Consider the following 18,173-nt stretch of genomic DNA (forward strand, 5'->3'; position numbering starts at 1 on the left):
GCCGTATGCGCGCGTGTTAGCGTCGCTGGGCAACATGGACGGGCCCGCTTGTGCTGCTGGGGGTCCGGGGAACGTCCCCCCGGAAGATGCAGCGCCTCGCTGGGCAACTGTGGGACGCAGGGACAGCGTCCTTCTGCACAGGAGAGCGAGCCCTGGTGACCACAGCTGACCCGACGCGCAAAGAAGGCAGGAGCGGCCCCCACGACGGGGGCGCCATACGCCTGCCCGCATCGACCAGCACCAGCCCCACCGACCGCACACAGGCCCCGAAGACCGTGACGTCACCGGACACCTCGCAGGCCCCGGCCGCCTCCGCCCCGCCCGCCCACGGCAACCCGCACGCGCCCCACCGCCGTCTCTGGGCCTACGCCCACCGGCACCCCGTCATCGCCGCGACCGTCGTCTCCGCGGTCACGCACGTCATCTGGTTCCTCTTCTTCGCCAACAGCGGCGGCGACCTCGCCGCCCAGGACGCCTGGGCCGAGTTCGTCGGGCGCCACCCGGCCTCCGCGTACAACCTCGCCTGGTACGGCGGGATGCACCCGGTCTCGTACAGCGTCGTCTCGCCGTATCTGATGGCGGTCATCGGCGTCCGCCCGACGATGATGCTCGCCGGCACCGTCTCCGCCGCCCTGACCGCGCTGATCCTGTGCCGCGTCAAGGCCGTCCGCAATCCCCTCGCCTGCGCGCTCGCCGCCGACTTCGCCTTCCTCTGCAACGCGCTGTCGGGCCGCGTCACCTTCGGCCTCGGCACGATGTTCGCGCTGGGCGCCGTCGCCGCCGTCTTCTGCTGGCCGCACAAGTGGCGCTACCACCGCTGGGGCAAGGCCTGGGTCGCCGCCCCGCTCGCCGCCCTCGCCACCGCGTCCAGCCCGGTCGCGGGCCTCTACCTCGGGGTCGTCGCCGCCGCGCTCTTCCTCAACAAGCGGCGCCCCGGCGCGTACGCACTCGGGCTCGCCCCCGTCGCCGTCGTCGCCGCCTCCTCACTCCTCTTTCCCTTCTCCGGCACCCAGCCGATGTCGGTCGGGACGGCCTCGCTGCCCTTCCTGTACGGGGTCCTCGTCTTCTTCCTGGTCCCCAAGGAGTGGAAGACGGTCCGGGTGGGCGCCGCCGTCTACGCGGTGGGCGTGCTCCTCACCTGGGCGGTCGACTCCCAGATCGGCTCGAACATCTCGCGCTTCGCGATGCTCTTCGCCGGTGTGATTCTGATGGCCGCCCTGCCGTACACCGCGCCGCGCACCCCCACGTGGTGGATCGTCCTGATCGCGTTCGCCGGGCTCAACTTCTGGATCGGCTTCAAGGGCGTCGACGACATCGTCCGCACCGCCCCCACCGCCTCCTGGACCCGCGAACTGGCGCCGCTGGTGGCCAAACTGCAGGACGCGGGCGCGGAGAAGGGCCGGGTCGAGGTCGTCCCGGCCAGCAGTCACCGCGAGGCGTCCGCGCTTCCCCAGTACGTCAATCTGGCCCGCGGCTGGACCCGACAGGCCGACATGAAGCGCAATCCGCTCTTCTACGACGGCACCCTGAACGCCACCAGTTACCGCGCCTGGCTGGACCGCTGGGCCGTCCACTACGTCGTCCTGCCCACCGGCGCCCCCGACGCCTCGGGCGCCGTCAAGGAAGCGAAGCTGGTCGCGGGCGGGCTGCCGTATCTGAAGACGCTCTGGTCCGACGCCAACTGGCAGCTCTTCAAGGTCGAGGACCCCACCCCGATGGCCGACCCGCCCGGCACGGTGGAGCGTGCCGAGGACGGCGAGCTGACCCTCGACGTGAAGTCGCCGGGCTGGGTGCTGATCCGGATCCCGTACTCGCGCTGGCTCGCCGTCGTCGACGAGAAGGGCGACAGCCTGCCCGCGCCGAAGAAGGCGGACGGCTCGGACGAGTTCCGCAACATCCACGGCTGCCTCCGCAAGGCGGAGAAGACCATGGAGGGCGACGAGTGGACGCAGCTGCTCGCACCCAAGGCGGGCGTCTACCGGCTGGCGTCCCCGTACCAGCTGCCTCCGGGCACGGGATGCCCGGAGGAGCTGCAGTGAGCTGAAGCGGCTCAGCCCGAGACGGGGAACGCCACGTCGCAGACGTCGTCGCCGGGCCCGGCCGCGTCCCAGTCCGCGAAGTAGATCTCGCGGCACGGACCGGTGACGGTCAGCCCTTCCTTCTTCACCCAGGCCTCCACGGCCTCGAAGGCGGAGAGGATCTGCGGATAGGCGACCTGGGCCTTGGTGATCCGCACGTACGCGAGCCGCTGAGCGGGCTCGACGCGCGTCGCGGCACCCGGCTCCCGCACGGGCACGCACGCCTCGGCGGGCCCGTCGCTCTCCGGGCCGACCTCGGCGTAGTACGCGACGTACGGCGCCTCGGCGACGCCCCCGTACCCGTCGGCGGCCTGCACCAGGCGCCCGATCGACGCCCCGATCCACTGCGGCAGCTCGTCGGTGTAGAGGTGCTTGCGCTCGCAGAGCACCGCCCGTTCGGGCACCTCGACGGTCTTGACCTCGTACATGTCCGTGTCCCTCTCTCCCGACAGTCGGCTACGGAGATGAGCCACGAGCGCCCGCTGTACGGCGGCCCGCTCCTCGACGCCCGCCCAGTAGGCGGCCAGCGCGTCGGCGGCCTGTGGGCCCGGCAGTTCGACGACCTCGGCGATCTGCGCGAGGGGCATGTCGACCCGCCGCAGCAGCGCGACGAGCCGGGCCCGCTCCACCTGGCCGGCGCGGTACCAGCGGTAGCCGGTGACCTCGTCGACGCGGGCGGGGGCGAGCAGCCCGAGCCGGTCGTACAGCCGCAGCGCCTTGTGGGACAGGCGCGAACGGGCGGCGAAGACCCCGATGGTCAGCAGCTCCTGGTCGGCATCCACAGGCTCATCCTCCACCGCGATCGTGGCGTCTGCCCCTGGGTCAGGGTCAATGCGAACCGGGGGCGGCGGTGGCGATCGCTGCACGCAGCCTGCGTCGGCGCAGGACGCCGACGGCGCACCAGGCACCGAGCCAGCCGACGAGCGGCCAGCAGAGCATCGACCAGGGGGACAGGGCCCGGGTCGCGGCCGGGTCGAGTACGGCCGGCGCCGCGGTGAGGGCGAGGGTGACGGCGAGGTGGGCGGCGGCGGGGGCGCGGTTGAATCCGGCGCCCCAGACCTCGCGGCCGTACCACCAGCGCAGGGCGGCCGACCAGCAGGCGATGACCAGCGCGCCGATGCCGACGGCGACCCCGATCCTCGTGTCCGACGGATGGCCGCCCGCGATGAGATTGGTGGGCAACGGTACGAAGGAGAGCAGGGCGACCCGGTGGAGGGCGACCAGCCGCGCTTCGGCGGGGTCCTTGCGGAGGCGCTCGCGGGTGCGGGTGCGGATGGCGCGCCACTTGCCGGTGGCGGCCAGATAGATGCCGATCCCGAGGAGGGGGACGGCCCTGACCGCGTCCTGGACGTTCCTGGCGATACGGGAGCCCCACAGGAGCCACGCCCCCACGAACCACAGCGCCATGAACAGGATCAGCCCCCCGACCACCAGCCAGACCCGCCGCGTCTTCCTCTTCGTGACGACGGGCCCCCGGAGCTCCCTGGCGCGCAGCCTCGCCTGCTTCTGCTCACGGCCGGTCCCCAGCGGAATGAGCGAGAACCCTCGCGTGGAGCAGACGCTCAGCGCGAGCGCCAGCGCCTCATGGGCGTCGGCCTCGCCGGGAGCCAGCTCCACGGCGAGCCGCGCGGCCCGCACGCTCGCGACATGCTCCCCCTGCCGCAACAGCGCCCGCGACAGCAGCAGTTGAGCCCGCCAGTCCCCGGCGTCCGCCGCCGCGCCCCGGACGGCCTCCGTGAGCGCCGCTCTGTCGTCCTCAGCCATACGCCTCGCCCCACCCCGAGTGCCCCTGCACCGATGCAGAGAAGTAGAGCGCGTTTTGCTGTGTTCACGCCATAAGTAGGTCCAGATATCCGTACAGCTTCCCGAGCAGCCGCTCGACCTGCTCGTCCAGCGTCAGCGTCTCGTCGAAGCGGGCGCGCGGCGGGAGTTCCTTCTTGCCGCGTACGTACAGGGAGCACGCCAGGTCGGCGCAGACGTAGATGCCCACCGAGTTCCCGTCCCGCCCCGCGGCCCCCGCCTTGGGTGCCGTCATCAGCAGTACGCCGCTGCGGGGGTGCGTGGTCAGGCACAGCGAGCACATCGACCGCTGCGTGAAGTTCCCGCCCTGGCGGGCCGGGTGGCGCAGGGCCACGCCCGTCAGCCGCCCGTCGCGCTCGACGACGAGATAGCTCCGCTCGGGCGCCGACTGGTCGCGCCAGCCGAGGAAGTCCAGGTCGCCCCAGGGCAGCCCGTCCAGCTCGTACGGTACGGACAGCCGCTTGGCCTCACCCTTCGAACAGTTCACGAAGGACGCACGAATCTCCTGCTCACTTACCGGTCTCATGCTCAGTACGCTAACTTTGCCTAGGGGTCCTAGGCAAATGCTTAAAGCCCCTAGGTTCACGGAGACGGAGACACCGCATGGCACGAGCAGGACTGACCCCCGACCGCATCACCCTCGCGGCCGCCGACCTGGCCGACGAGATCGGCTTCGAGAAGGTCACCCTCTCCGCCATCGCCCGCGGCTTCGGCGTCAAGGACGCGAGCCTCTACTCCCACATCAAGAACCTCGCCGACCTGCGCACCAGGGTCGCGGCCCTCGCCAGCCGCGAAGTGCACGAGAAGCTGGCCGCGGCGGTCGCGGGCCGCGCGGGCAAGGACGCGCTGGCCGCGTTCGCGAACACGTACCGCGACTTCGCACTCGAGCACCCCGGCCGGTACGCGGCGACGCAGATCCAGGTCCAGCTCGACACGGCGGCCTTCAACACCCCGGAGATCCGCCGCGCCATCGAGACCCCGTACGCGATGCTCCGTGCGTACGGCCTCTCCGAGCCGGACCTCACCGACGCCGTACGGCTCCTGCGCGCCACCTTCCACGGCTACTTCCAGCTGGAGGCGACCGGCGGCTTCAACGCCCCGCGCTCCGTGACCGACTCCTGGAAGCGCACGATCGACGCCCTGCACTCGCTCCTGGAGAACTGGCCGCATTCATGATGCACCGATTCCTGACGGAGAAATGAGAGCTCCTTGGGGCAGGAGTGAAGTGCATTTGGGCTCCCTTTGACCCGCCCTCCCTAGGCTTCTGAGCCAGTCTGCAGTCAAACGGGGCGGGGCAGAGAACATGGCGCAGGGCTTCCAGGTCGACCCGGACGCGATACTCAAGTACGCGATGGCCGGCGAGAGACAGCACGAGCGAATTCCGGGAATCGTGGCCGCACTGGGGGGCGTCGACGTCCCCTGGGGCGCATTCGGCAAGCTGCCCGACTCCGACGAACTGCACGCCGCCTACCGGGAACACGCTGCCGCCTCCGAGCAGAACGTGCAGGATCTGGTGGGCGTGATGCAGACGGTGATCGACAACCTCCGTACGACGGCGGGGAATTACATCGGCGTCGAGAGCGCGACCGACGCGGCCTTCGGCGGGAGTGGTCAGGCATGAGCGGGGCCTCGGACGCTGCGTACGGGTGGGTGCGGAAGGAAACCGCGCAGCTGCTTCCCGTACCCGATATCGAGAGCAATCCACCGCACGGCCTCGACGCGACGATCGACGAAGCCATCAAGGGCTTCCTGGAGAAGATCGGCCTCTTCGACGAGCTCGAGAAGGTCACCGGGATGCCCAGCCAGCTGACCGAAGCGGCCCACCAGTGGACGGCCCAGGGCAAGGCGATGCTGGCCGTCGCCGACGGGCTCCGGTCGGCCGCCACCGCGCTGCCCACCGCGTGGGAGGGCGACACCTCCGAGGCGTTCGGGCACGGCATGGGGGAGCTCGTCCAGGCGATCGAGGACACCGGCAAGGAGATGGGCGAGACGGCGTCGATCCTCAGCCGGGCCGCCCAGGAGTGCAAGCTCGCCGAGGACACGATCATCATGATCATCCGGGAGGCGATCGAGTGGGCTGCGATGACGCTCGCCGCGATGGTGATCACGGACATCCTCACGCTGGGGCTGGCCACTCTGGTGGACGGCCTGGTCGCGGAGGCGGAGGTCGCGGTGTTCGTCGCCAGAGTGGGGAAGGTGTCGGAGACGCTCGAGAAGGCGCTGAAGGACCTCATGGAGGCGGTCAAGGGCCTCAAAGAGGCCAAGGGTGCCACGGGCGCCGCCAAGGGCGCCTGGGGGGCCGTCAAGAGCGCCAACAACTTCCGAAAGCTCGGCGGAATCCTGGGGAACCCCTTGAAGGGGTGGGGGAAGCTGGCCGGGATCGCCGTGGGGGACGAGTTCAAGAAGCATGTCATCGCTCCCGTGATGGGCGCGACTACCGGTCTCCCCGAAGTCAGCCTGACGGATCCCGTCAAGGACGCCGGCGGGCTGCTGTTGAACTCGTCCGACCGTTCCGAGCAGCCGCCGGCGCCTGCGCCGTACCGCGTGAACCAGCGCAGCATCGAGGAGGACTTCGGGTGACCGGCAGCCGTACGGGGAGAGTTGGCGCATGACGGAGACGAAGCGGGAGGCTCGCCAGCGCAGGTATATGGAGGGCCTCCAGCGCAGAGACGCAACGGTCATCGAGCAGAGGCGGGCGTATCTCTGGCCCGGTGAAACACTCATGGGCGAGTTCCCCATGTTGTTGGACGTGCTGGTCCCCGACAGACCTCCGAGGCGATACCGCACCGAGAAGCCGGGAGCGCCCAAAAAGCCCCGGCCGAAGGGCTTTTGGGTGCTGTATCCGGTGTACTGGGTCATGTGGCTCGGGGCTGTTCCGGCCGGTCTGCTGGAGATGTCGGTGGAGGGAACCTGGCGCGGATTCAGGCGGATCTTCCGGGGGCAGGTCTGGAGCGGTGGCTGGGAGAGTGGCGCGGGGCACTTCATCCGGGCGGTCCGGGCAGGGTCCCCGCTCGTCGATGGTTACGGACACACGCATTACACCCTGACGCTCACGGACCGTCGCCTGCTCCTGACGGACCAGCCGTCCACCATGGGAGACAACCCGGCCCCGGTCCAACTCCTCGCCGAAATCCCGCGCGGCCACTTCGCCCGCCGCCGCGAGCCGCACCCGCGCCGCCACACGGACCGCGTGGACATTGCCTTCCCCGACGGCTCTTGGGTGGCGCTGGAAGCCGGACGCGGCCAACCGGTCGAGCACATCGCATCCCTGCTGGGCTGAAGCCGTAGGGGCCGACCCCCGAAAGGGCCGGCCCCCGCCTCGTACGACTCACACGTCGAAAGCCGTGTCCCGGGCCCGCTTCTCCCAGGCCCCCACCTGCGCCCCGACCTGCTCCAGGTGCCCCAGCACCGCGTCCACCCCGTCGTCCCCGAGCGGGAGATGCAGCGGAGTCTCGTCCGCCTCCAGGGCCGCGATGACCAGCGCCGCGGCCTTCGCCGGGTCGCCGGGGGCCTCGCCGCCGCCTGCGGCCATGGCGCGGGTCGGGCCCACCGTGTCCGCGTAGTCGGGCAGTTCGGCGCTGATGGAAGCGTTCCCCATCAGCGCGGTACGGAAGGCCCCCGGCTCCACGACCAGCACCTTGATCCCCAGCGGCCCGACCTCACCGGCCAGTGCCTCGGACATCCCCTCCAGGGCGAACTTGGTGCCGCTGTAGGCGGAGAAGCCGGCGAACGACATCTGCCCGCCCATGCTGCTCATCTGCACGATCGCCCCCGACCGCCGCTCCCGCATGCCCGGCAGCACGGCCCGCACCAGCGCCGCGGGCCCGAAGACATGCACGTCGAACAGGTCCCGCAGCTCCGCGTCCCCGGTCTCCTCGAAGGCTCCGACGTGCGTACGCCCCGCATTGTTGACCAGCACGTCGATCCGCCCGTGCCGCTGCACCACATCCTGTACGGCGGCCTCGATCGCGGCCGTGTCCGTCACATCGAGGTGCAGCGCCTCCACCTGGTCGGGGTGGGCGGCGACCAGTTCGTCGAGCGTCTCCACGCGGCGGGCGGCGGCGACCGCGACGTCCCCGGCCGCGACGGCCGCCTCGACGAATGCCCGCCCGAAGCCGCTGTTCGCACCGGTGATGAGCCAGACCTTGTTCATGACGTTCCCCTCGTTGCTATGTCCTGCTGACATCGACAACCTTGCCCCGCACACCACTTGCCCGTCCAAGACCTGTCGTGATAGCTGATGGTTATGACCACCACGGACGTGCACGGCCGAGAACTCCGCTACTTCGTCACCGTCGCGGAGGAGCTGCACTTCACGCGTGCGGCCGAGCGCCTGTACGTCTCCCAACCCGCCCTCAGCAAGCAAATACGGGCCCTGGAGCGCCAGTTGGGCGGCCCCCTCTTCCTCCGCGACCGCCAGGGCGTCACCCTCACCCCCACCGGCGCCGCCCTCCTCCCCCACGCGCTCCGGATGCTGGCGGTCTGGGACGAGGGCAGGGCGGCGGTGGAACGCTCCCTGGCGGACCAGCACGCGACGCTCACCATCGGCATGAGCACCAGCCCCGGCCGCGGCGGCCTGCTCCCCGCGATCCGCTCCCGCTTCACGGAGTCGCACCCCGAAGCCAACATCCGTCTCCGCCAGGTCAGTTGGGACGATCCGACGGCGGGCCTGGCGGACGCCTCCACGGACGTCGCCTTCGTCTGGCTCCCGCTCCCCGACGCACACCGCTACACGTACACGGTGGTGGCGGAGGAGCCCCGCCTCGTGGCCCTCCCCGAGACGCACCCCCTCGCCGCCGCTCCCGAGATCGACTTCACCCGGGACCTCCTCACCGAACCCTTCCTGGCCCTCCCCGAGGCCGCGGGCCCGCTCCGCGACTACTGGCTCGCGACGGAGTCCCGCGACGGTGTCCCGCCCCGGATCGGCGCGGAGGTGGCGAGCACGGAGGAGACGTACGAGGCGCTCGTGGCGGGCCTGGGCGTGGTCCTCGTAGCCACCGGAAACGCCCCGCTGATCACGCTCGGAGGCGTGGTCACCCGCCCCGTACGCGGCATAGAGCCGAGCCGCTACGTCCTGGCCCACCGCACGGACGACCAGCGCCCGCTGCCGCGCGCGTACGCGCAGGCCTGCCAACAGGTCACGGCCAGGACGAAACGGTCGGGGACGGCGTGACCGGGCTCGCGGGCGGCGCGAAGGGGCCGGCGCGGTTCGCCACGAGGGCCAGCATCACCACCGCGAAGATCACGGTGATCACGATGAGGGCGAGCCCGACGGGGTTCGAGGCGTTGTAGACGTAGCGATTGGTCCCCCACCGGCTCCGCTTGAATATCGGCTCGTCGTCGTCGCTCACGGTGCGGATCCTAGGCGAAGGGCGGCGGTTGATCGCCCCCTCGCCCTGCGATACCAATGGCGCATGATGCGCGGCAAGAAGATCGGGCTCCGGGCCCGGCACGAGGCAGACGTACCGGCGTTCCAGGCGGAGATCTACAACGACGTCGAATTGCGCACCCGCGCCGACGACCGCCCCTGGCGCCCGGTGTCACTCAAGGCGGCCGAGACAGCGGAGCCCCCGAACCCCGACACGGCGGCGTCCTTCTCCGTCGTAGAGCTCAACGCCGAGCAGACCCTGCTGGGCGAGTGCTCGCTCTGGGGCATCGACACCCACAACAGGTCGGCCCACCTGGGCATTTCACTCCTCCCCGCCGCCCGCTTCCGCGGCTTCGGCACGGACGTGGTCCGCGTCCTGTGCGAGTACGGCTTCGCGGTCCGCGGCCTGCACCGCCTCCAGCTGGAGACCATCGCCGACAACACCCCCATGATCGCGGCCGCGACGAAGTCGGGCTTCGCGGTGGAGGGCACCCTGCGCCAGGCCGCCTGGATCTACGGAGGCTTCGCCGACCTGGCGATCCTCGGCCTCCTCGCCGAGGACTGGTCGCCCGCGAATCCCGTGAATCCGGCGTAACCCACCGTGCGCCCACGCGTTGGGCGGACGTGGAAATCTGGCTGCTCAATCACTTCAACACGTTCGCCCTGTTCGTCATCATCTGCGGCGGCGTGGTCGCCGTGGCCGTGGCGGGCACGCTGGTGGTGCGGCGGAGGCTCCCCAGAGTGGCGGCGGGCAAGTACAACGACATGATCGGCGTCGTGCTCGGCATGTACGCGGCGATCTACGGCATCATCCTGGCGTTCGTCGTGGTCGCCGAGTGGGAGGGCCTGAACCAGGCGAACACGAACGTCGCCGCCGAGGCCAGCCAGACCGCCGAGGTCGTACGCGAGGCCTCCGCCTTCCCGCCGGACCAGCAGCGCAAGGTGAACGAGGCGATGGGGGAGTACGTACGGGCGGTGGTCGACAAGCAGTGGCCACTCATGCGCGCAGGCACCCCGGACGCGAACCTCACCAACCCCCAGGTGACGGCGCTCTACCAGGCGTTCCAGGAGTACGAACCGAAGACCGAGGCCCAGCAGACGTACTACTCCCAGTCGGTCTCGACCCTCGCCGAGATCGCCTCGGCCCGCCGCACCCGCCTGACCCAGTCCGAGCAGCAACTCCCCATGCTGCTCACGATCCTGGTGTACGGCGGCGCAATCGTGATGATCCCCCTGACCTTCCTCTACGGCATCGAGGGCCTGCGCGCCCAGCTGATGTTCGTGGTGGCGGTGGCGGGCCTGGTGGGCGTGAGCCTGCTGCTCTGCCTGACGCTGGACCGCCCCTTCGCGGGCGAACTCGCGGTCTCGCCACAGCCGTTCAAGGAGGGCGTGCTGGCCCAGTACTGGCGCTGACCGGGCCGGAATCCTCTCGATTCACAGCAAATTTAGGTGGTCATAGCACGAGTTGATAGGAGATCATGCGAGGCCGCGCACGCTCCGCAGGAGGCACCATGCCGTCGAGAATCTCCGACATCGACTTCACCTTCGGACAGGAGGTGACGGTACGCGCGGTGGTGGAGGCCCTGGCGGGTGCGGGCTGGTCCCTGAAGGAGCCCCTGGGCCTCTCGTACATGGTGAGCATCGACGACGCGTACGACTGGGAGTTCGCGGACATCGAGGCGGCGGACAAGGTGCTGGCGCTGCTGGACGCGCCGGAGAACTTCAAGCGGGAGGTCGGCATCTGCGTCCACCACGAGGAGGCGGAGACGGGAGGCTCGCTCCTCTTCCAGGCGGGCCGCACGGAGTGCGCGTTCATCCCGAACATCAACGGGCGAAGCCCGGCGGCGGACAGGCCGTCAACGGACGCGTCCTGGTACGTGCAGGCGCTGGTGAACCCCCTGCTCCCGATCGGCCTGCACTCGTACGAGCCGGGCGACATCGGGTTCTGACATGGGAAGCCGACGCAGAGTCCGACGCATGGTGGTGGGCGACATGGTGTACGGCTGGTGCTTCGGGCACCGGCACGACCGGGCGCGGGGCTACGCCGGGTGCCGAAGCACGGTGACGCTGTGGCGTCCGGGAAGCAAGGGCCGCCTGCGGCTGGTGTTCCGACCGGGACCCGACCGGATCGTCTCCGACAGTTACTTCGAAGAGGGTGCGGTGATGCGTCTGCCGGACCGGGCGTATCTGAACCTCCACGAGCCGGGCACCGTCCGGGCGTTGCTGGACGCGGCCCTGGCTCGCGATCCCTTTCCCGCAGAGGGGTCGGTGGAGCGGGACGGCTGGCCCCTGTTCGACGCGGTGGTGCCGGAGCAGTCCTCCTAAGCCGCGGGGATGTACTCCGCAGGCGCGGCAGCGGCCCACTGGATGAGCAACTGCTCGTACACGTCCGCCGAGAGCGCGTCGGCGTCGACGAGGGCCCGGATCCGGTCGTTCGTCGCGGCGGCGTCGAGGCGCGCGGATCCGGGCTGGTGCGTGGTGGAAGACATACGGAGGACAGTACGGGCGACCACTGACAATCGGCACTGGGATATGCCGGGTCCGCCCAGGCCCCTCAGGTCGCGCGAGAGCCCCGTGCCCCCTCCAGCGCGGCTCGCGCCGCAGCCGCACCGCGTACGGCGACGGGCTCGGTCCGGAGCTGGACCTCGGCCCGCGACTGTCGGCAGGCGGGGCACAGGTCCTCGCCCGCGACGGGCCGGAAGAGGAGCGGCTGAGTGTGCCGGTCGCCCGCGCACTCGACCATCTGCGCGACGCGGGGCGGCGGTGCGGGGGCCGCAGGCGCCGCCGTGTCGAGCGCAGGCACCTGGCGCAGTACGTACCGCACGAGCCCACCGGGCCGGTGAACTGCCTCACCTGACATGGGCAGTTGCTGGAGGATTCCCGCCCGTACGCCGTCCACGGCAAACCCCGCAGCCAGCCACTGGGCGGCGAGCGCCGCCAGCTCGGACAGCATGGCGCGGGGCACGCGGAGCCGGGGATCGAGCTGTTCGAGGCTGTCCACGCACTGCTCGGCCTCGGTGAGCTGGGCGGGGGAGGCGGAGGCGGAGGGTTGGAGGGTGTTTGTCCCAGGGGGATTGTCTGGAAGACGGCCGATGTCCCGACGGGTCGGCTCACCGACGACCGGTTCGTCGTCCGTCGGTGCGGGGGCTGCGCACTCGTCGCGTACGCGGGCCGCGTCCTCGCAGCTCAGCGGCGTACCGGACACCAGCTGCCGGGTCTGCCAGCGCCCGCGCGCGACCTGCTCGCGCCACTCGTGGACGTAGCCCTCGTCCTTCAACTGCTCCTTGGCGTTCTGGAAGGCGCGCTTCTTGATCCCGGCCCGTACGGCGGTCTCGGAGAGTGACTGACGGGATTCGGCGGGGAGGGAGAGCTGCCAGACGAGCAGCCGGACGGCGTCGGAGGACAGCCGGGGGTGGCGGATGATCTCGTTGGAGATCTGGGAGAAGAAACGTACGGGCGCGATAACATGGCGCAACATGTCGGGTGCTCCTTCAAGCGTGGCACTCGTGATGTAGGCCCGAGGAGCCGGTTCCAGCCAGCGACTCGGGCCGCCTCATGTCAGGAACGAGGCGTGATGGGAATTACGCTACATCAACGCCCGGACACACAAGGTCACTTCACCACAATGCATTTCGGGCACGCGCACGGCGGAAAGCGCCCGACGGACTCCATGGGAACGCCGGCCCGGTCGGGCTGATAGGTGACCCGAGGCCCCCAACTCCGGCCGCCGTCCCGCGAAACCCGCAAGCTGATGACGGCGTCACCGCTCACCACCGGCCCCCGTACTGCATCGCCTTCTCCTTGAGCCATTCCCGGACCACCTCCTCTTCTTCGGGGGAGGCCGCGCGGAGCGAATGCACGGGAATGGTCGCCACGAAATGAATGAAGCGAACCCGCCTCAACTCTCCATCAGTAGCGAGGACTTTCCCCGGGCCGTACACCTCGGTCTCCGTATGGGCGACAAACGCGCCGGGCCCGCACCGAACTTCCGCCACTCCGCAACACCTCTCACCGTATGTGTTGAACCACACACAGCCTGATGCCGTGGTGCGTACGCTCGCCAGATAGCGCAGAGTGACAACGCAACCTGCACACAGGGGAGTTGGCGGCATGGCCATCGAGGACAACCCGAAGTCGCGCCAGCAGTACGGCGAGGAGCTGAAACGCCGCCGGGAGGAGGCGGGCCTCACCCAGGAGGAACTGAGCCAGCGTGCCTTCATGTCGCGCACCCACATCGCCCACATCGAGGCGGGCCGCCGCAGGCCGGACATCCATGACGCGCAGAGCCTGGACCGGGCGCTGAACACGGGCGGATTCTTCGTGAACTTCCTGCCCACGCTGGACGGCAAGGTCGTGGCCGAACACTTCGCGGAGGCCTTGGAGTTCGAGACGCAGGCGACGGCGATTCGCGAGTACGCATCCAAGCTGGTCCCCGGAATTCTCCAGACCGAGGCGTACGCAGGCGTGGTGCTGAGCTCCGGCTACCCGCCCAAGAGCGACGAGGAGTACGAGGCGCTCCTGACCACCCGCCTCGCCCGGGCCCGCATCCTCGACGACTTCCACACGCCCAAGGTGTGGACGCTCCTAGACGAAGCGGTGCTGCGCCGCCCGATCGGCGGTCCGGCGGTGATGTGCGAACAGCTCCGTCACATCGTGACGCTGGCGGAGAGCCGCCGCGTCCGCGTGCATGTGCTCCCCTTCTCGGTGGGATACCACTCCCTGCTGGAGGGCTTCGTCTCCCTGATGTGGTTCGAGGAACTGCCGCCCATCGCCTACGTGGAGGGCCTGAAATCCGGCCGGGTGTGGGAACTTCCGTCCGTGGTACGGGAATGCCAGGTGGCCTACGATCACGCTCTGGGCGACGCACTCTCGCACCGCAACTCCCTGGCGCTGATCAGGACTGTCGCAGAGGATTACGAGCATGAAGCGCAGCAGTAGGCACACGATCCCCGACGCCTCGCTCATCCCGGCCTGGCGCAAGTCCTCGTACAGCGGCGGCAGTAGCGGCGATTGCCTCGAAGTCAGCGATGTCTGGCGCAAGTCGACGTACAGCGGCGGTGACAGCGGCGAGTGCCTCGAAGTGAACGACGCCGCCTGCCCCGCCCACCTCCCGGTCCGCGACAGCAAGAACCCCCACGGCCCCGCCATCGCCTTCCCGGCCACCGCCTGGACGGCATTCGTGGCGGCGGTCAGCGCCGGACCGCTCGGATAGCCATCGCGCCCGGTACGGCAAGGGCTGTGCCGAAGGCGGCCCAGAACACGAACTTGCTGGTCAGCCCGTTCACTGTCCGCAGTTCCCCGTCGTCGTGCAGGCAGAACGAGTCGGGCGGGAAGTATTGCGAGACCGGAGCGCCCGTGCTGTGGCAAGGCGAAGTTTCCGGGAAGAGGAACGGCTGCGCTCGCTGCGAGAGAGCCCCGCCGACGACCACCGCTGTCCACCCGGCCAGCAGGAACACGCTCAGCATCCAGGAGGGGACCTGCGCTCGGCGTCGCAGCCACCAGACCAAGGCGGTCGGAATGGCGAAGACGGCGAGCAGCGCAGTCAGCAAGAGCAGTGACTTCATGATCCGAGGACAGTACTGGCCCGTTTCTGAACCTGTTCGAGATGGGTGGGGTGGCCGTTGGCGGGTCAGAATGGCAAGGCGTCCGCGTGGACGCGCATCTGAGCCACCGCGAGGCGGACGTACTGTGGGCCACCCTCACAACACCAGTGCCTGGGAAACGGCCCCCGGTGACTTTCCGCCGGACTACTGGGCCGGCCAGGAGTAGCCCCCTGTACGCCGGGCCCCGCCTCAGCCGAGAGCGTCGAGCAGCTCGCGCTCGCGACGGGCGCTGAGGCCCGCACGCCGTTCCCGGTCCAGCCCCTGCTCGCGCTCCCACCGCAACGTATCGGCCAGCATCTCCGCCCGCGGCCGGTGCCGGAGCCCCGCGGCGCGTGCCGCGGCCCCGCTCCGGGCCCCGTGCCCTTCCCAGCCGGCCTCGACCACCCACATGGGCATCGACTCGGGCCCCATCCACTCGGCGACACCGTTCTCGAGCAGCCATTCTGTGCCGGCGGTGATGACGGGACCGTTGTGCCCGCCGATCGTGCGGGACGACTCGATCCACTCCCCGAAGGGGACGACGGGACCGACAGCGTCGTACGTACCGACGGTCCCCGCCTCCGCGGCATCGAGCAGCCATCCCGCCAGGTCCCGTACGTCAACAACCTGTGTCGGCATGGCAGTTGTGTCGGGAACCAGCATGGCCCCGCCCGTGTCGCGCGCGGCCCGCGCCACCCAGTATCCGGACCGTCCGCTGCGGTCACCGGGCCCGCCGATGAGCCCGGCGCGCGCGATGAGGAGCCGGTCACCCGCGACGGCCGCCGACGCCTGCTCGCAGGCGACCTTGGCCTCGCCGTACGACTCACGGTCGGCCTCGCGCAGGTCGGTCGCGGGGAGCAGGGGCGTGGACTCGTCCGCGTCCGCGACGGCATGGGTGGCGTAGGCGCTGACGGAGGACACGTAGGTCCAGTGCCGGGCCCTGCCGCCCAGCGCGTCGAGCGCCTCCCGGACGAAGCCGGGCCGCCAGGACACCTCGATGACGGCGTCCCAGTCCCGGTCGAGCAACGCCTCGTACGCGGACGCCTCACGCCGGTCACCGACCACCAGCCGCGCCCCGTCGGCGACGTCACCGCTCTCGCCACGGGCAAGGCACGTCACCTTGTGCCCGCGCGCGATCGCCTGCCGCGACAGCTCGCGTCCCAACCATGCTGTTCCGCCCAGAATCAAGATCTCCATGTCGCCACTCAAGCACCAGGTCCGCGCCTGGCCAGGGCGATTTCACCCAGGGCTGAGCAGCGGCGTTGCCCGGACGGTGATGCGCGCGGATGAGCCGTGCTTGTCGTAGGTGACGGTGAACACGCGCCGCATGTCCCCGAATTGATCCGTGTACGTCTCCCCGGTCGGCCCGGTGCGCTTCGGCTCGGCGGTGATGTCGTAGGTCCGGAGGAAGTCCGCGACGGAGGAGTCGGGGCCGTCGCCGACCTCGTAGCGGAGGACGGCGGTGCCGTCCGCTTCGGTCTTCGCGTACGTCGGCACGTAGAAGCGCAACTCCGGGTGGTGCTGGTCATGGTGCATCCCCGCAGTGCGCTCGACGGCCTCCTCCGCCCCTTCGCGGGCGGGAGCGAGGAGAGCCACGGCGGCCCACACAGCCACGGCGACGATCCCCACCACGCACACGGCCAGAAACCAGACCAGCGCCCGCTTCCGCCGCGGGCGCCCCTGCTTCGGAGCAGGCATCATTCGCAGCGCTCGATTGCGTCGGGCTGCAGCCGTAGCTCCTGCACTTGATAGCAATCCGAGTAGAGGGTGGCAATGACCGCTCCGCAGCCGCACACCAGGTTGGGACCCCATTCCCCGTCCATCCCACAGCAGTAGCCGCGGCGCATGGAGATGTCGGGGTGCTCCTTCAGGCCGAGTCCGTCACCGGGATGAAGAACGATGGTTCCGACAGGCCCGGACTCCACCAGAAAGCCGGACGCCTCATCCAGTACATACGGCGGCCCCGACGGACAGGGATCCACCGCAAAGGTCCCCGGGGCCATCCTCACGATGGGTTCAGGGGAATGCCCGTTGGCGTCGGTGGCCGATGCCTCCGACCGATACCAGCCTTCGTCCGTGTCGGGGGCCGGTAGGGGTCGCTCGATGACCGCCGGTGTCACTGCCTGGTGGCACTTGAGGCATTGGAAAACCGTCATCGGGAACCTCGTTCAGTCGAACCAGCCTTCGCGCTCCCCAGAAGAGGTCTGACATCCCCGTCGACAGCCGCCGATGTCAGACCTGCCGGATAGCGTTCGCCCACTGATCAATCGTAGAGCTCTGGGGAGAGGCCGATGGGGGCAAAGACGGGACTGCTCGTTTACGCGGACGGGGACATCCCCGAGGCGCTGCGGCAGGTCGGTGAGGCGAGCGCGGAGCGTACGGCCGCGATGATGAGGCGGTTCTATCCGGGCTGGGAAATCGAGGAGACCGAGGGCCGCGTGCTCGACGGTGGCGTGTGCCCGCCCGAGGGGACGGCGTACGCGGCCAGCTGGCCGGGCCTGGAAATCGTCGGCGATCAGAGGGTGATGATCGACTTGCCGTCGCAGCTTCCGGCGCACCTCATAGCGGCGAGCGCCGGCCGGCGCCTGGTGCTGCACGCGATGCACAGCGTGGTCGACTGGCTGGCGTTCGCCGTGTGGGAGGACAGGCGGCTCGTCCGCTCCCTGAGCCTGTCGCCGGACAGCGGGATCCTGGAGAACATCGGCGAACCGCTCCCGTTCGAGGCGCCCTACTGGGCCGGGGAGCGCCCCGCGGACATCGTCCCGTGGCCCGGCGAGGAGGAGGAACCGTACGCGCTGCCCTTCCACCCGCTCGAGCTCGGCGAAGACGCACTGCGTGCCCTCTGCGGGTTCGTCAGGGAGGGCCGTCCCGAACCTGACGACGTCGACGTGGACAGCATCGAACTCTTCGGCTTTCACATCCAAACCCCCCACGGCCCGGACTCCGCCGAGAGGGAGGCAGCGCTCAAGCGCGCGATGGAGGCGATGGGGCCTCCGCGCTTCTACACGATGGGGCCGGACGGTCAGCTGATCGAGAGCGTTGGCCCTGTCAGCCCCTGAAGAGCTGCGGGTGCGGGCACCGCTCCACGGGTTCGTCGGGCCGGTCGGCCCAGTTCCACCAGACGTGCCCCGCCCCGCACTTCCAGCCCCCACGGCAGGCACGCTTGCCGTCGTCCTCGCGCAGGGAGAGGAGAAAGCCGGCGAACGTCATGGGCCGGCCGCACTCTGGGCACGTGGGCGGTACGTCGGGCGGCATGGGGCGCACGGTATCGCGAGGCCGGTGCGGGCCCTGCCGCGGCCGGCCCGCGGATGCGCGTATCCAGCGGCCCGGTCTGCTTGGGTGTGG

25 protein-coding genes are annotated in these 18,173 nt (G+C 70.0%); 13 read left to right on the plus strand and 12 right to left on the minus strand.

Features of this window, described 5'->3' with window-relative positions:
- The first annotated feature begins 155 nt into the window (after positions 1–155).
- Complete coding sequence (locus tag OG707_RS23070) at positions 156–2,039, plus strand: MFS transporter (RefSeq protein WP_329121267.1); 1,884 nt, start codon at positions 156–158, stop codon at positions 2,037–2,039.
- Positions 2,040–2,050: 11 nt separating this feature from the next.
- Here the strand turns inward: OG707_RS23070 and OG707_RS23075 are convergent, their stop codons facing one another.
- The 3 genes from OG707_RS23075 to OG707_RS23085 all read right to left on the minus strand — a co-directional run bounded on the left by OG707_RS23075 (position 2,051) and on the right by OG707_RS23085 (position 4,404).
- Positions 2,051–2,860 carry a MerR family transcriptional regulator gene (locus tag OG707_RS23075; protein ID WP_329121269.1) on the minus strand — a complete coding sequence of 270 codons (810 nt, stop codon included), beginning with the start codon at positions 2,858–2,860 and terminating at the stop codon, positions 2,051–2,053.
- 46 nt (positions 2,861–2,906) lie between these two features.
- Positions 2,907–3,842 (minus strand): hypothetical protein, encoded by a 936-nt coding sequence (locus OG707_RS23080; protein ID WP_329121271.1) that lies wholly within the window; start codon positions 3,840–3,842, stop codon positions 2,907–2,909.
- A 64-nt stretch (positions 3,843–3,906) separates the two neighbouring features.
- Complete coding sequence (locus OG707_RS23085) at positions 3,907–4,404, minus strand: FBP domain-containing protein (protein ID WP_329121273.1); 498 nt, start codon at positions 4,402–4,404, stop codon at positions 3,907–3,909.
- Between the two features lie 77 nt (positions 4,405–4,481).
- Here OG707_RS23085 and OG707_RS23090 point away from each other — a divergent pair, with 77 nt between their 5' ends.
- From OG707_RS23090 to OG707_RS23105, 4 genes are all read left to right on the plus strand, one after another.
- Positions 4,482–5,054, plus strand: coding sequence for a TetR/AcrR family transcriptional regulator (locus tag OG707_RS23090; protein WP_329121275.1), 573 nt, complete (start codon positions 4,482–4,484; stop codon positions 5,052–5,054).
- Between the two features lie 127 nt (positions 5,055–5,181).
- On the plus strand, positions 5,182–5,499 hold the full coding sequence (locus OG707_RS23095; protein ID WP_329121278.1) for a hypothetical protein: 318 nt from the start codon (positions 5,182–5,184) through the stop codon (positions 5,497–5,499).
- The gene (locus OG707_RS23100; protein ID WP_329121280.1) at positions 5,496–6,458 is read left to right on the plus strand and encodes a WXG100 family type VII secretion target; all 963 of its coding nucleotides are present in this window, start codon (positions 5,496–5,498) and stop codon (positions 6,456–6,458) included. The genes OG707_RS23095 and OG707_RS23100 overlap by 4 nt, the downstream gene beginning before the upstream one ends.
- A gap of 28 nt (positions 6,459–6,486) precedes the next feature.
- Entirely contained in the window at positions 6,487–7,158 is a 672-nt protein-coding gene (locus OG707_RS23105; RefSeq protein WP_329121282.1) for a hypothetical protein, read from the plus strand.
- A 48-nt stretch (positions 7,159–7,206) separates the two neighbouring features.
- On the opposite strand, the gene OG707_RS23110 is transcribed toward OG707_RS23105, so the two are convergent.
- Positions 7,207–8,031, minus strand: a complete 825-nt coding sequence (locus OG707_RS23110) for an oxidoreductase (protein WP_329121284.1) — start codon at positions 8,029–8,031, stop codon at positions 7,207–7,209.
- A 93-nt stretch (positions 8,032–8,124) separates the two neighbouring features.
- Here OG707_RS23110 and OG707_RS23115 point away from each other — a divergent pair, with 93 nt between their 5' ends.
- Positions 8,125–9,051, plus strand: coding sequence for a LysR family transcriptional regulator (locus tag OG707_RS23115; RefSeq protein ID WP_443071371.1), 927 nt, complete (start codon positions 8,125–8,127; stop codon positions 9,049–9,051).
- On the opposite strand, the gene OG707_RS23120 is transcribed toward OG707_RS23115, so the two are convergent.
- Positions 9,017–9,229, minus strand: a complete 213-nt coding sequence (locus tag OG707_RS23120) for a hypothetical protein (RefSeq protein WP_329121288.1) — start codon at positions 9,227–9,229, stop codon at positions 9,017–9,019. The genes OG707_RS23115 and OG707_RS23120 overlap by 35 nt on opposite strands.
- 63 nt (positions 9,230–9,292) lie before the next feature.
- Between OG707_RS23120 and OG707_RS23125 the strand changes: the two genes are divergently transcribed.
- From OG707_RS23125 to OG707_RS23140, 4 genes are all read left to right on the plus strand, one after another.
- Positions 9,293–9,841, plus strand: a complete 549-nt coding sequence (locus OG707_RS23125) for a GNAT family N-acetyltransferase (RefSeq protein WP_329121290.1) — start codon at positions 9,293–9,295, stop codon at positions 9,839–9,841.
- 29 nt (positions 9,842–9,870) lie between these two features.
- Positions 9,871–10,659, plus strand: coding sequence for a bestrophin-like domain (locus OG707_RS23130; protein WP_329121292.1), 789 nt, complete (start codon positions 9,871–9,873; stop codon positions 10,657–10,659).
- A 98-nt stretch (positions 10,660–10,757) separates the two neighbouring features.
- Entirely contained in the window at positions 10,758–11,195 is a 438-nt protein-coding gene (locus OG707_RS23135) for a hypothetical protein (protein WP_329121294.1), read from the plus strand.
- 28 nt (positions 11,196–11,223) lie between these two features.
- Positions 11,224–11,571 carry a hypothetical protein gene (locus OG707_RS23140; protein ID WP_329121296.1) on the plus strand — a complete coding sequence of 116 codons (348 nt, stop codon included), beginning with the start codon at positions 11,224–11,226 and terminating at the stop codon, positions 11,569–11,571.
- Here OG707_RS23140 and OG707_RS23145 read toward each other — a convergent pair.
- Complete coding sequence (locus OG707_RS23145; protein ID WP_329121298.1) at positions 11,568–11,735, minus strand: hypothetical protein; 168 nt, start codon at positions 11,733–11,735, stop codon at positions 11,568–11,570. The genes OG707_RS23140 and OG707_RS23145 overlap by 4 nt on opposite strands.
- Before the next feature lie 65 nt (positions 11,736–11,800).
- Positions 11,801–12,724, minus strand: coding sequence for a hypothetical protein (locus tag OG707_RS23150; RefSeq protein WP_329121301.1), 924 nt, complete (start codon positions 12,722–12,724; stop codon positions 11,801–11,803).
- Positions 12,725–13,356: 632 nt separating this feature from the next.
- On the opposite strand from OG707_RS23150, the gene OG707_RS23155 reads away from it, so the two are divergent.
- On the plus strand, positions 13,357–14,184 hold the full coding sequence (locus OG707_RS23155) for a helix-turn-helix domain-containing protein (RefSeq protein WP_329121303.1): 828 nt from the start codon (positions 13,357–13,359) through the stop codon (positions 14,182–14,184).
- On the plus strand, positions 14,168–14,458 hold the full coding sequence (locus OG707_RS23160; protein ID WP_329121306.1) for a DUF397 domain-containing protein: 291 nt from the start codon (positions 14,168–14,170) through the stop codon (positions 14,456–14,458). The genes OG707_RS23155 and OG707_RS23160 overlap by 17 nt, the downstream gene beginning before the upstream one ends.
- On the opposite strand, the gene OG707_RS23165 is transcribed toward OG707_RS23160, so the two are convergent.
- From OG707_RS23165 to OG707_RS23180, 4 genes are all read right to left on the minus strand, one after another.
- Entirely contained in the window at positions 14,436–14,810 is a 375-nt protein-coding gene (locus OG707_RS23165) for a hypothetical protein (RefSeq protein ID WP_329121308.1), read from the minus strand. The genes OG707_RS23160 and OG707_RS23165 overlap by 23 nt on opposite strands.
- A gap of 228 nt (positions 14,811–15,038) precedes the next feature.
- A complete protein-coding gene (locus OG707_RS23170; RefSeq protein ID WP_329121310.1) occupies positions 15,039–16,025 on the minus strand; it encodes an NAD-dependent epimerase/dehydratase family protein in 987 nt (328 codons plus the stop codon).
- 42 nt (positions 16,026–16,067) lie between these two features.
- Positions 16,068–16,529: a hypothetical protein gene (locus OG707_RS23175; protein ID WP_329121312.1), complete on the minus strand. Its 462-nt coding sequence runs from the start codon at positions 16,527–16,529 to the stop codon at positions 16,068–16,070.
- Complete coding sequence (locus tag OG707_RS23180; protein ID WP_329121314.1) at positions 16,526–16,984, minus strand: hypothetical protein; 459 nt, start codon at positions 16,982–16,984, stop codon at positions 16,526–16,528. The genes OG707_RS23175 and OG707_RS23180 overlap by 4 nt, the downstream gene beginning before the upstream one ends.
- A 135-nt stretch (positions 16,985–17,119) precedes the next feature.
- On the opposite strand from OG707_RS23180, the gene OG707_RS23185 reads away from it, so the two are divergent.
- Positions 17,120–17,887, plus strand: a complete 768-nt coding sequence (locus OG707_RS23185; RefSeq protein ID WP_329121316.1) for a DUF6928 family protein — start codon at positions 17,120–17,122, stop codon at positions 17,885–17,887.
- On the opposite strand, the gene OG707_RS23190 is transcribed toward OG707_RS23185, so the two are convergent.
- Positions 17,877–18,083, minus strand: coding sequence for a dehydrogenase (locus OG707_RS23190; protein WP_329121318.1), 207 nt, complete (start codon positions 18,081–18,083; stop codon positions 17,877–17,879). The two genes, OG707_RS23185 and OG707_RS23190, sit on opposite strands and share 11 nt — an antisense overlap.
- Positions 18,084–18,173 lie beyond the last annotated feature (90 nt).

The sequence above is a fragment of the Streptomyces sp. NBC_01465 genome (assembly GCF_036227325.1).
GTDB lineage: Bacteria > Actinomycetota > Actinomycetes > Streptomycetales > Streptomycetaceae > Streptomyces.